This window comes from Gryllotalpicola ginsengisoli DSM 22003, from assembly GCF_000419445.1.
In the GTDB taxonomy this organism is placed as follows: Bacteria; Actinomycetota; Actinomycetes; order Actinomycetales; family Microbacteriaceae; genus Gryllotalpicola; species Gryllotalpicola ginsengisoli.
Window position 1 is genome coordinate 66,730 of sequence record NZ_AULK01000006.1, and the last position, 11,639, is coordinate 78,368.

General features: G+C 70.1%; 10 protein-coding genes. 5 read left to right on the forward strand and 5 right to left on the reverse strand.

Annotation, left to right across the window (positions count from 1 at the left end; translation table 11 throughout):
* Positions 1 to 14: 14 nt before the first annotated feature.
* Both arfA and H563_RS0111555 read right to left on the reverse strand, forming a co-directional pair.
* Positions 15 to 1,556 (reverse strand): arabinosylfuranosidase ArfA, encoded by a 1,542-nt coding sequence (arfA, locus tag H563_RS0111550; RefSeq protein ID WP_022882762.1) that lies wholly within the window; start codon positions 1,554 to 1,556, stop codon positions 15 to 17.
* Positions 1,557 to 1,646: 90 nt separating this feature from the next.
* Entirely contained in the window at positions 1,647 to 2,660 is a 1,014-nt protein-coding gene (locus H563_RS0111555) for a LacI family DNA-binding transcriptional regulator (RefSeq protein WP_022882763.1), read from the reverse strand.
* Positions 2,661 to 2,822: 162 nt separating this feature from the next.
* On the opposite strand from H563_RS0111555, the gene H563_RS0111560 reads away from it, so the two are divergent.
* From H563_RS0111560 to H563_RS0111570, 3 genes are read left to right on the forward strand one after another with little or no spacing between them, the layout of a single operon-like run.
* On the forward strand, positions 2,823 to 4,163 hold the full coding sequence (locus tag H563_RS0111560; RefSeq protein WP_022882764.1) for an extracellular solute-binding protein: 1,341 nt from the start codon (positions 2,823 to 2,825) through the stop codon (positions 4,161 to 4,163).
* Between the two features lie 52 nt (positions 4,164 to 4,215).
* Positions 4,216 to 5,175 carry a carbohydrate ABC transporter permease gene (locus tag H563_RS0111565; RefSeq protein ID WP_155865208.1) on the forward strand — a complete coding sequence of 320 codons (960 nt, stop codon included), beginning with the start codon at positions 4,216 to 4,218 and terminating at the stop codon, positions 5,173 to 5,175.
* A 1-nt stretch (position 5,176) separates the two neighbouring features.
* The gene (locus H563_RS0111570) at positions 5,177 to 6,091 is read left to right on the forward strand and encodes a carbohydrate ABC transporter permease (RefSeq protein WP_022882766.1); all 915 of its coding nucleotides are present in this window, start codon (positions 5,177 to 5,179) and stop codon (positions 6,089 to 6,091) included.
* Positions 6,092 to 6,146: 55 nt separating this feature from the next.
* Here H563_RS0111570 and H563_RS16385 read toward each other — a convergent pair whose 3' ends face one another.
* The gene (locus H563_RS16385) at positions 6,147 to 7,328 is read right to left on the reverse strand and encodes an IS30 family transposase (RefSeq protein WP_022882767.1); all 1,182 of its coding nucleotides are present in this window, start codon (positions 7,326 to 7,328) and stop codon (positions 6,147 to 6,149) included.
* Between the two features lie 137 nt (positions 7,329 to 7,465).
* A complete protein-coding gene (locus H563_RS0111580) occupies positions 7,466 to 7,834 on the reverse strand; it encodes a VOC family protein (RefSeq protein WP_022882768.1) in 369 nt (122 codons plus the stop codon).
* A 62-nt stretch (positions 7,835 to 7,896) separates the two neighbouring features.
* On the opposite strand from H563_RS0111580, the gene H563_RS0111585 reads away from it, so the two are divergent.
* The gene (locus H563_RS0111585; RefSeq protein ID WP_022882769.1) at positions 7,897 to 8,355 is read left to right on the forward strand and encodes a MarR family winged helix-turn-helix transcriptional regulator; all 459 of its coding nucleotides are present in this window, start codon (positions 7,897 to 7,899) and stop codon (positions 8,353 to 8,355) included.
* A gap of 159 nt (positions 8,356 to 8,514) precedes the next feature.
* Here the strand turns inward: H563_RS0111585 and H563_RS16390 are convergent, their stop codons facing one another.
* On the reverse strand, positions 8,515 to 10,023 hold the full coding sequence (locus H563_RS16390) for a basic amino acid/polyamine antiporter (protein WP_022882770.1): 1,509 nt from the start codon (positions 10,021 to 10,023) through the stop codon (positions 8,515 to 8,517).
* A 99-nt stretch (positions 10,024 to 10,122) separates the two neighbouring features.
* On the opposite strand from H563_RS16390, the gene H563_RS0111595 reads away from it, so the two are divergent.
* Positions 10,123 to 11,604: an aldehyde dehydrogenase (NADP(+)) gene (locus H563_RS0111595; RefSeq protein ID WP_022882771.1), complete on the forward strand. Its 1,482-nt coding sequence runs from the start codon at positions 10,123 to 10,125 to the stop codon at positions 11,602 to 11,604.
* Positions 11,605 to 11,639 lie beyond the last annotated feature (35 nt).

Genomic DNA, 11,639 nt, shown 5'->3' on the forward strand with positions numbered 1-11,639 from the left:
ATTATCCCGGGGGCTCAGGACTCGGTGACGGCGAGCTCGACGAACGCCCAGGAGAGGGCCGGCAGCACGAGGCGCACCTGACCGGACTCGTCGATGTGCACGTTCTCGAGCCGCCTCATGCCGACCGCGTCCTGCGACTCGAGGGTGTTGGCCGTGAAGCGGTCGCCGCCCTCGGGCACCGTGAGCACCTCGGCGCGCGTGACGGAGCCCGCCGCGAGACCGCGCAGGGCGAAGGTCACGTCGGCCTCCTCGTCGAGTCCGCGGTTGGCGAGGAACAGCACGAGGCGCCCGCGGTCGGCGTCGTAGGTCGAGCTCGCGTCGACGAACTCGGCGTCGCCGTATTCCTTCGACTCGAACTTGTCGCCGACGGCGGCCACCCGCAGGATCTCGCCGCTGGCGAGCTCGGCCATGCGGGCGAACGGCCAGTAGATGGTCTGCCGCCAGGCGGGGCCGCCCTCCTCGCTGCGGATAGGGGCGATCACGTTGACGAGCTGGGCCTGGTTGGCGATCGTCACCCGATCGCCGTGGCGCAGCAGCGAGTTCAGGTAGGTGCCGACGACCACGGCATCCGTCACGTTGTAGGTGTCTTCGATCAGCCTCGGGTGCTCGCGCCACGGCTGCTGCTCGACGACGTGCGGCTGGTCCTCGGTCTCGAGCCCGCGCTGGTACCAGACGTTCCACTCGTCGAAGGAGAGGTTGATCGTCTTGGAGGTCTGGCGCTTGGCCTTCACCGCGTCGACGGTCGCGATGACCGACTCGATGAAGTAATCCATGTCGTTGGCGCTCGCGAGGAAGGACAGCGCATCGCCGTCGTGCTCCTGGTAGTAGGCGTGCAGCGAGACGTAGTCGACCTCGTCGTAGGCGTGGGAGAGCACGGTGTACTCCCACTGCCCGAAGGTCGGCATGTGCGCGCCCGAGGAGCCCACGGCGACGAGCTCGATGGTCGGGTCGACGAGCTTCATCGCCTTGCCGGCCTCCTGGGCGAGGCGGCCGTACTCGTCGGGGGTCTTGTGCCCGATCTGCCAGGGGCCGTCGAGCTCGTTGCCGAGGTTCCACACCTTGATGCCGAACGGCTCCTTCGCGCCGTTGGCGATGCGCAGGTCGGACCAGGCCGTGCCGCCCGGGTGGTTCGCGTACTCGACGAGCGCGCGGGCCTCGTCGACGCCGCGGGTGCCGAGGTTGATCGCCTCCATGATCTCGACGCCCGCTTTCTTGGCCCAGCCGGCGAACTCGTGCAGGCCGAAGGCGTTGGTCTCGATGGTGTGCCAGGCGCCGTCGAGGCGGCGGGGCCGCTGCTCGACCGGGCCGACGCCGTCCTCCCAGCGGTAGCCGGAGACGAAGTTGCCGCCCGGGTAGCGCACGATCGAGACGCCCAGCTCCCGGGTGAGCTCGAGCACGTCGGTGCGGTATCCGTTCTCGTCAGCCGTCGCGTGGCCGGGCTCGAAGATGCCGGTGTAGACACAACGGCCCATGTGCTCGACGAAGGAACCGAAGAGGCGGCGCGGGACGGGCGCGATCGTGAAGTCGCGATCAACCGTGATGCGCGCTGAGGTCATGGGGCGCTCCTTTGCGACGGATGGGTTCCCCGCAAGCGTTACATCGTTGTAACGGTGGCGCAAGTCCCCCGTCGCGCCGACCGCGCCGGCTCAGCCGCGCACCGCCACGCTCTCGCGGTGCACGATCTCGCACGGCACCACGGTGACGGTCTCGGGCGCGGCCCGGTCGGCGATGCGCCGCTCGAGGGCGGTGAGGGCGGCATCGGCGATGGCGCGCTTGTCGATGCGCATGGTCGTCAGCGGCGGGATCGAGAACGACGCCTCGGCGATGTCGTCGAAGCCGACGACCGACACCTCGGCGGGCACACGGATGCCTCGGGCCGCCAGCACGTGCAACACGCCGAGCGCCATGGAGTCGGTGAAGCAGAACACCGCGTCGGGCAGCGCCTCTCTGCGGTCGAGGAACGCGGCGAACTCGGCCGCGGCGGCCGCGGGGGTCCACTCGTCGACGACGAGCTGCAGAGCCGGGTCGACCGGAAGGCCGGCCGCCTCGAGCGCGTCGTGATAGCCGTCCTCGCGCAGCATGCTCGTGGCCGAGCGGAAACGCTCGTCCGAGGCGCCGACGATGGCGATCCGGCGGTGGCCGGTGGCGATCAGGTGCCCCGTCATCGCCCGCCCGGCACCGCGGCTGTCGATGTGCACCTGGTCGACGCCGCGCGGCTCTACCTCGCCGATCACGACCGTCGGCGGCAGGTCGGTCGCGCCGGCGACGGCACTGCTGTCGAGCAGCACGGGGTTCAGCACGAGCCCGTCGACGAGGTGGGTGCGGGCACGGGAGAGCAGCTCGGCCTCGCGCTGGGGGTCGTGGCCGCTCTGCTCGATCTGCACCGCCCAGCCGCGGTCGTGCGCGAGCTCGACGAACCAGCGCGCGAGCTCGGCCGAATACGCCGTGCCGAGGTCGGGCAGGGCGAGCGCGATGTTGCCCGAGCGGCCGTTGCGCAGCCCGCGCGCCGACAGGTTGGGGACGTAGTCGAGCTCGGCGAGCGCCGCCTCGACCCGGCGCCGGGTCTCGGGGCGCACGGGCACGCCGCCGTTGACCACGTTCGAGACGGTCTTGGGTGACACCCCGGCGAGGATGGCCACGTCCCGCACCGTTGCACGCATCGTGCGCAGAGCATATCGCCGCGCGCATCCGTCACGCCGCCGGCTGTGGAAAGCGGGCGCAGAACACGTCGCGCGAGGGGTGTTGCGAAACGATTCCAACGATGTAAAGTGCGGCAGCAGGTGGCGCGAAGAGGCGCCGCGCGCACGACGAGGAGGTCGACCATGGCGACGGCAACCGGGCTGACCAGACGCGGGTTCCTGACTGCGGGTCTCGTGGGGCTCACCCTTCCGGCGCTCGCCGGCTGCGCCGACACGGTGAGCGCGGGTCTGGTGGGATCGCAGCTGAACCCGAAGACGCTCGTGTACTGGAATCTCTTCGGCGGCGGCGACGGCACGCGCATGCAGACGATGGAGGCCGGCTACCAGAAGACCCACGGCGGCGCCGCCTCTCTGCAATCCACGACGTTCGCCTGGGGCAATCCGTACTACTCGAAGCTGACCCTCGCGACCGTCGGGCACAAGCCGCCCGATGTCGCGATCTCCCACCTCACCCGCGCCAAGCCGCTGTACGACGGCGGCATCCTCGAGCCCATCACCGAGGAGCACCTCGCGCTGGTGGGCCTCAAGGCCTCCGACTTCAATCCCACGCCGTGGAACGCGCAGAAGACGGACGGGAACAACATCGCGGTGCCGCTCGACACGCATCCGCTCGTCATGTTCTACAACGTCGCGGTGCTCAAGAAAGCCGGGCTGATCGGCGGCGACGGGCAGGTCGTGAACCTCGACTCGATGGACACCTTCGAGGCGGCGCTGGCCGAGATCAGCAAGGTCACCAAGGGGCCGGCGATCACGAGCGCCAACGTCGGCGGCGAGACGGCTACCGAGTGGCGCGTGTTCTGGACCCTCTACAACCAGAACTCCGCGGCGACGCCGTTCCTCTCCCACGACGGCGCGGACCTCACGGTGAACTGGGACGTCTTCGAGGACGTCACCTCGCGCCTCCAGCGCTGGGTCAAGCAGGGCTGGCTGAACAGCGGGCTCGACTATGCGACCGCCCAGTCGTACATGTTCACGGGGAAGGCCGGGATGTACCTCGAGGGCGAATGGGAGCTCACGACGGCGCAGCTGATCAAGGGCCTCGACTTCGACATGGCGCCGCTGCCGACCCTGTACGACCGGCCCGCGGCCCAGGCCGACTCACACACCTTCGTGCTGCCGAAGAAGGACCGCACGCCCGAGCAGCTCGAGCAGGTGATGGGCTTCATCAAGTCGATGCTCGAGCAGAGCATGACCTGGGCGAAGGGCGGTCACATCCCCGCCTACCTTCCCATCGCGAACAGCGCGGCGTACCACAAGCTGCTGCCGCAGGCGCACTACGCCTCGGCCGCCCAGCATGCGGTGTACGACGACCCGGCCTGGTACGGCGGTTCCGGCTCGACCTTCGAGGGCATCGTGGGCGCCCAGCTCGGCCTCGTGCAACAGCGGGCGATCACGCCGGCCCAGGCACGGCAGGCCATCACCGACCAGCTCAAGGTGTACCTGAACACCCCGAGCCCGCTCTGATCCTCACCTCACTCGCCCAAGCGACGACTCGCCACCTCGGAGGGACAACGACGTGACCACCGCAGCACCGCCCATCGTCCGAGAACGCCCCCGCCCCGCGCCTGCGCCGGGCGGGCCCTCCCGCTCGCCGTTGCGGCGCGGCGACCCGGGGCCCGCGTGGCTCTTCCTCGCCCCGTTCGGCATCTTCTACCTGGCGTTCCTGATCGGCCCGACGATCTTCATGATCGTCGCGAGCTTCTTCAACACCTCGCTCGTGCACACCGACCTCGGATCGTTCGCCGGGTTCAAGAACTACGCCGAGATGCTCACCCGGGCGGACTTCTGGAGCGCCATGTGGCACACGCTCCAGTTCACGATCTACACGACCCCGCCGCTGGTCATCCTGGCGTTCATCTTCGCCGTACTCACCAACCGGGTCCGCCGCGGGCAGTGGTTCTTCCGGCTGGCGTTCTTCATGCCCTACGTGCTGCCGAGCGCGACGATCTCGCTGATCTGGGTGTTCGTGTTCACCCCGGCGACCGGGCTGTGGGCGCTCGTGGAGAGCTGGTTCGGCATCACGCCCGGCAACGGGGTGCTCGCGAACCCGAACACCGCCATGATCGGCATAGCGATCGCGACCGTGTGGTGGACGCTCGGCTTCAACTTCGTGCTCTACCTCGCCGGATTGCAGGAGATCCCCCGCGAGCTGTACGAGGCGGCGGCCGTCGACGGGGCGTCGAACTGGGCGCAGATCCGCTACATCACGCTGCCGCTGCTGAGCCGCACCACGACGCTCGTGATCCTGCTGCAGATCATCGCCAGCCTGAAGATCTTCGACCAGGTCTACCTGATGACCGGCGGCGGACCGGGCATCTCGACCCAGGTGGCTCTCGGCCTGATCACCGGCACCGCATTCACCGACGACCGCGTCGGGGCCGCGTCCGCGGCATCCGTGCTGCTCTTCATCGTCATCGTCGCCGTGGCGGTCGTGCGCCAACTGTTCGACCGCTCGGCGGCCCGGAAGGAGGCCTGAGATGACCACCGTGACCGACTCGACCGACGTGCGGCGGCCGCAGCGCGTCGTGACGGGCGCGGCGCCCGCGGCGAACGGCGCCCGCATCGGCACCAGCGGGAGGGGCTTCCAGATCGTCTCGGCGATCGTGCTCATCGTGTTCGCGATCATCTGGCTGATCCCGAGTCTGTTCGCGCTGAAGACCTCGCTCACCGACAACGGGGTGGCGGCGCTCGGCGCCGGCTCGATCCTCAAGGACTGGAACCCGACGCTGCACTCGTACGCGTCGTTCTTCCACGCGGGAGACATCTGGAACTGGTACATCGCGAGCGCCATCACCTCGGTCATCACGGCGGTGCTGACCGTGTTCTTCGCTTCGATGGCGGCGTTCGCGCTCTCGCGGTTGCGCTTCCGAGGGCGCAACTTCACGCTTCTGCTGATCGTGCTGGGGATCATGATCCCGACGCAGGTGCTGATCGTGCCGATCTTCCAGGAGCTCAACGCGATGAACCTGCTGAACACCTACTGGTCGGTGATCTTCCCGCAGGTGCCCGCCGTGATCGCGGTGTTCATCTTCAAGCAGTTCTTCGACGGCATCCCCGCCGATCTGGAGGAGGCGGCGCGCATCGACGGCGCCGGGCGGTGGCGGGTGTACTGGTCCGTCATCCTGCCGCTGTCGCGGCCGGTGCTCGCGGCGGTCACGATCCTCACCTTCGTCGGGGTGTGGAACAACCTGCTGCTGCCGCTGTTCGTGCTGACGAACCCAGACCTGATGACGATTCCGGTCGGCCTCGCCACGGTGCAGAGCAGCTACGGGCAGCGCTACGCCGACATCCAGGCGGGCGCGATCCTCGCCGCGCTGCCGCTGATCATCCTGTACCTGGTGTTCCAGCGGCAGATCGTGGAGGGGGTCACCGGCAGCGGGCTGAAGGGCTGAGGGCCCGGCTCGGTGGGGCGAAAGGTGCGAATTCACCGTTCAATCGCAGGCGGTTTCAGCCGGTGAGTGCAACACCGGACTTGATGTGTTCGTCGAGTCTTTCGGCTGGGGTGGCGTAGTTCAAGGTCATGCGGGGTCGCATGTTCAGGAGCCGCTGCATCTCGGCGATCTCGGCATCGGTGATCGTGTTGAAGTTGGTGCCTTTGGGGTAGAAGTCGCGGATGAGGCCGTTGAGGTTCTCGTTCGATCCGCGCTGCCAGGGTGAGTGCGGGTCGGCGAAGTAGACCGCGCAGCCGGTGGCGATGGTGAATTTCGCGTGCTGGGCCATCTCGGAGCCCTGGTCCCAGGTGAGCGTCTCGAACAGTGCGTGCGGCAACTGCTGGATCATGCGGGTCAGGCCATCGATGACGGTCTCGGAGTCCCGCATCCCCGGCAGCCGGCTGATGAGCGCGAACCGGCTGGAGCGCTCGACCAGGGTGATCAGCCCCGAGTTGCCGGGACCGACGACCAGGTCGCCTTCCCAGTGCCCGGGCACGGCACGGTCTTCGGCTCGGGCCGGCCGGTCGCTGATTCGGGCTCCGTCCAGCCAGGGTCGGCTGGAGCGGGGCGGCAGCTTCGATTGCGGCACCCGCCCGGTACGGCCGGATCTGAGTGCTTTGTGCACAGTCAGCTCGTGCCGTAAGGCGCCTTTGCCCTGCACGTACAGGGATTGGTAGATCGCCTCGTGAGACACCCGCATATCCTCCCGCGCCGCAAACAGCAGCGGCAGGCGCCCGGCGACCTGCTGCGGAGAGAACTTCTGGTTCAACTGCCGCACGACCGCGGCCCGCAGCTCGGGGTGCCCGTCGAGCTTGCGGGCCTTCGGGCGCCGGCGCCGATCCGCGGCGATCTGGTGGGCGATGCCCGCGTCGTAACGGGACTCGGACCGGTACACCAGCTGCGCGGCGGCGATCTCCCTGGAGACCGTCGATGGTGCGACCCCGATCAGCGCGGCGATCGCCCGCCTCGACTTGCCCTCGGCCAGCCCAAGCTGGATCACCGCCCGATCACCGAGAGAGAGCCTGCGGCCGTGACCGGAGACCGCGCCGAGCACGGCCGGCGGGTCCGGGTCAAGCAGGCCGGGCGCGGAGCCGGGAGCGAACTTCATGCCAGCCAGCCTCGCCCACTTCTCGACCGTGTTGCGCGACAACCCGAAGTGCTCACGAACCCGAACCGCTGACACCCCGGTCAGCAGCATCCTCAACGCCTCAACACGGGTATCCAACGACGCATGCGACCCCACGACAACCTCCCGAAAACCGGGGCGTTGCACTCACCGGCTGAAACCGCCGCATCCTGAAGGGTGAATTCGCACCCCTCGATGCCCGGCTCGGGTCAGGCGCGGTCGTGCAGGGTGATCTGGTAGCCGTCGGGGTCGGCGAAGGTGAAGGTGCGGCCGAAGGGTCCGTCGATCGGGGCCGCGACGATCGTGTGGCCGTCGGCGGCCAGCTCGTCGTGAATGGACTGGACGTCGGTGGCGTGCAGCCAGACGGCGACGCCGAGGCCGGGCTGGGGCGCCGCGTCGAGGTCGGTGCCGGGAACGAGGTCGCGGAGCGCGAAGGCGATGGGCGTGGTGTCGAAGACGACGGCGTGCGGCGGCCCTGCCGGCGAGCGGACGAGGCCGAGGTAGTGCTCGTAGAACGCCTGGGAAGCGTCGAGATCGCGCACTTGGAGGGAGACGAAGTCGGGACCGGTGACGGGCATGGGGTGCTCCTTAATCGCGTGTCAGGTTTCTGACATCCGTCACCATATGTCAGACTTCTGACATGAGTCAAGGTTCTGACGCCATCGATCTGCAGACCTCGCTGGGCTACCTGCTGAAGGAGGCCTCCAGCGCGCTGCGCGCGGCGATGGAGGAGGTGCTGCGGCCCCTCGGCATGACGATCACGCACTACTCCTGCCTCGAACTGCTGGCGCAGCGGCCCGGCCTGTCGAACTCCGAGCTCGCGCGCGGAGCATTCGTGACGCGGCAGTCGATGAGCGTGCTGCTGCAGGCCCTCGAGCGGGACGGCTACGTGACCCGGGCGGCGCAGCCGTCCGTCGGCAAGGCGCTCCCCACCCGGCTGACCCCCCGCGGCCGCCGGTCGCTCGAGAAGGCGAGCAAGGCCGTGCGCGCCGTCGAGCTCCGGATGCTCGCGGGCCTGAGCGAAGACGAACAGGCGGCGGCGTTCCGCATCCTCACGAGCATGACGCACTCGCTGCGCGACGGCGGCGCGCAGGATTGAAGGTGAGCGCGAAGTGGCGCGCAAAACTCCGGTGGAAACGGCGAATCAGTGGCACGTCGGCCCGAAAAGCCGGGGTCCGGAGCGGGATCACCCGAAAATCACCGGAGTTTTGAACGAGGAGGCTGGGCGGGAAGCTGGGCCGGAGGCTGGCCGGGGCGGCTAGATCGAGATCCAGCCGGCCGCGAGGGCGACGACCCCGGCGACCGCCGCGGCGGTGACGAAGGCGGCGAGCGCCGCCTCCCACGGGCGGAAGACCCGCAGACCCCGCGCGCGACGGGCCCGGGCGAACAGCAGCGACGCCGGCGCGTAGACGATCGCCGAGATGAGCAGGTAGGTCACCCCGGTCGCGTAGACGAGGAACAGGGTGTAGACCAGCGCGAGCAGCGCGAGCACGACCGGACGAACGGATGCCTGCGCCGACGCCCGGGCCGCCACCGCCTCGCGCACCGCGAAGCCCGCCGTCAGCACATACGGCACCACGGCGAGCGAGGCGCACAGCAGCAGGCAGAACTGGAAGGCGTCCTGCGAGAAGAGCGAGACCACGACGAGCGCCTGCACGGCGAGGGTCGTGAGCAGCAGCGCGTGGTGCGGCACACCGGCCCGGTTGGTGCGGGCGAACACGGCGGGGGCGTCCCCGCCCTTGGCGGCATTGAAGAACACCTCGGCGGCCATCAGCGTCCAAGCGAGGAAGGCGCCGAGCACCGACACCAGCAGCCCGACCGAGACGAACACGCCGCCCCACGGGCCGACGACGACCGAGAGCACTCCGGCCATCGAGGGCTGGTGCTCGCCCGCGAGCGTCGCGACGGGCAGCGCCGCGTAGGCGACCAGCGTGACGAGCATCAGGATGACCAGCACGCTTCCGAAGCCGAGCATGGTCGCGCGGCCGACGTCGCTGCGGCGGCGGGCATAGCGGGAGTAGACCGACGCGCCCTCGACCCCGAGGAACACGAACACCGCCACGAGCATGGTCGAGCGCACCTGGCCGAAGAGCGCCCCGGCCGAGGGGGCACCGCCCGAGGCATCCGTGCCCGACGCCCACAGATTGTCGGCGAACAGCTGCCAGTGCATGCCGAGCAGCACGAGCAGCACGATGAAGACGACGATCGGCACAATCTTCGCGATCGTGACGACGGTGTTGACGAGGGCGGCCTGGCGCACTCCGCGCACGATCAGCAGGTGGAACGCCCACAGGATCGCCGTGGACAGCACCGCCGAGGCCGGCGTGTTGCCCTCGCCGAGGATCGGGAACGCCTGACCGAGGGTCGAGCCGATCAGCACCACATAGGTGCCGTTGCCGGCCACCGCGCTCGCCCAGTAGCCGAACGCCGAGAAGAACCCGACGTAGTCGCCGAAGCCCGCCTTGGCATAGGCGAAGATGCCCGAGTCGAGCTCGGGGCGCGTGACGGCGAGTCGCTGGAACACGAGCGCGAGCATGAGGGTGCCGAGCCCCGAGACGATCCATGCGATGAGCGTGCCGACGACGCCCGTCGAGGCGGCGAAGTTGGCCGGCAGCGAGTAGACGCCCGCCCCGACCATGGTGCCGACGACCAGGGTCGCGAGCGCGACGACCGGAAGGGTGCGGGCCGGGCCGCCGGGAGCGGAGGTCGCCGGGCTTGCGGCGGTCGACGGTGCGGAGGATGCGGCGGATGGGGCAGAGGGTTGCACGACCGAACATTCTCCCATGCGCGCCTGGGAACCCCTGCCGCGGGGCGCCCCGGGCGAGCAGACTGGGTACGGCAACCGCGACGGCTGAGAGGTGACCAGATGACGGACACGACCGAGAACACCCACGTGGCGACCGACCTCGAGACGGCGATGACGGATGCCGCGGCGGCGGCCCCCGCGCTCGCGGCCTCCCTCCCCGCCGACCGCGCCGCCTGGCTGCGCGCGATCGCCGACCGGCTCGACGCCGACGCCGACTCCCTCGTCGAGCTGGCGGTGCGCGAGAGCCACCTGACCGGGCCGCGGCTCTCCGGCGAGCTGGTGCGCACGACCTTCCAACTGCGGCTCTTCGCGCGGCTGGTCGAGGAGGGGCGCTACCTGGAGGCGACCATCGACCACGCCGACCCGGACTGGCCGATGGGCGCCCGCCCCGACCTGCGCCGCATGCTGCGACCGCTGGGCCCCGCGGCCGTGTACGCGGCCAGCAACTTCCCCTTCGCCTTCTCCGTGGCCGGGGGTGACACGGCCGCGGCCATCGCGGCGGGTGCCCCGGTGGTCGTCAAGGCGCACCCCGCGCACCCCGAGCTCAGCCGGGCGGTCGCCCGCCACGTGCAGGCCGCGCTCGAGGCATCCGATGCCCCGCGCGGCGTGTTCGCGCTCGTCGAGGGCCACGAGACGGGGCGCGAGCTCGTGCTCGACCCGCGCCTGACGGTCGCGACCTTCACCGGGTCGCTCACCGGCGGCCGCGCGCTGTTCGACCTCGCCGCGTCCAGGCCGGTGCCGATCCCGTTCTACGGCGAGCTCGGCAGCGTGAACCCCGTCTTCGTCACGCGCGCGGCCGCCGAGGCCCGCGCGCAGGAGATCGCCGACGGGTTCGCCGCGTCGATGACGCTCGGCGTCGGCCAGTTCTGCACCAAGCCGGGCGTGCTGCTCGTGCCCGACGGCTCGGAGCTCGGCGAGCGCGTCGCCGCCGCCGTGGCGGGGGCGTCGGGCGGCACGATGCTGTACGACGCGATCCGCGACGGATACTTCGCGAGCCTCGCCCCACTCGCCGAACGGTCGGACGTCGAGCTGCTGGCCGGTTCGCCCGAGCCGGCCGACACGCCCACGCCGACGCTGTACGGCACGGATGCCGCGACCTTCGCCGCCCACATCGACGAGCTGCTCGAGGAGCACTTCGGCCCGGCCGCGCTGCTCGTGCGCTACCGCTCCGACGCCGAGCTGCTCGAGGTCGCCCGCGCACTCGACGGGCAGCTGACCGCGACCATCCACGGCGAGGAGTCGGACGCCGCGGACGGCCCGGCGGCGCGGCTCGCCGAGGTGCTGGCCGACAAGGCGGGCCGGGTGCTGTGGAACGGCTGGCCGACCGGCGTCTCGGTGACCTACGCGCAGCAGCACGGCGGGCCGTACCCGGCGACCACCGCGCCGCACTTCACCTCGGTGGGCACCGCGTCGATCGGCCGGTTCCTGCGCCCGGTCGCCTACCAGGACACCCCGGACGCGCTGCTGCCGCCCGCGCTGCAGGAGGCGAACCCGTGGCGCATCCCGCGCCTCGTCGACGGCGAGTTGGTTCTCCCCGCCTAGCGCTGCGCGGCCAGGCGGAAGGTCGCACATACCTG

Coding starts and splice junctions, on each gene's coding strand:
- arfA (WP_022882762.1), bottom strand. CDS start 1,556: ATGACCTCAGCGCGCATCACGGTTGATCGCGACTTCACGATCGCGCCC.
- H563_RS0111555 (WP_022882763.1), bottom strand. CDS start 2,660: ATGCGTGCAACGGTGCGGGACGTGGCCATCCTCGCCGGGGTGTCACCC.
- H563_RS0111560 (WP_022882764.1), top strand. CDS start 2,823: ATGGCGACGGCAACCGGGCTGACCAGACGCGGGTTCCTGACTGCGGGT.
- H563_RS0111570 (WP_022882766.1), top strand. CDS start 5,177: ATGACCACCGTGACCGACTCGACCGACGTGCGGCGGCCGCAGCGCGTC.
- H563_RS16385 (WP_022882767.1), bottom strand. CDS start 7,328: ATGCTGCTGACCGGGGTGTCAGCGGTTCGGGTTCGTGAGCACTTCGGG.
- H563_RS0111580 (WP_022882768.1), bottom strand. CDS start 7,834: ATGCCCGTCACCGGTCCCGACTTCGTCTCCCTCCAAGTGCGCGATCTC.
- H563_RS0111585 (WP_022882769.1), top strand. CDS start 7,897: ATGAGTCAAGGTTCTGACGCCATCGATCTGCAGACCTCGCTGGGCTAC.
- H563_RS0111595 (WP_022882771.1), top strand. CDS start 10,123: ATGACGGACACGACCGAGAACACCCACGTGGCGACCGACCTCGAGACG.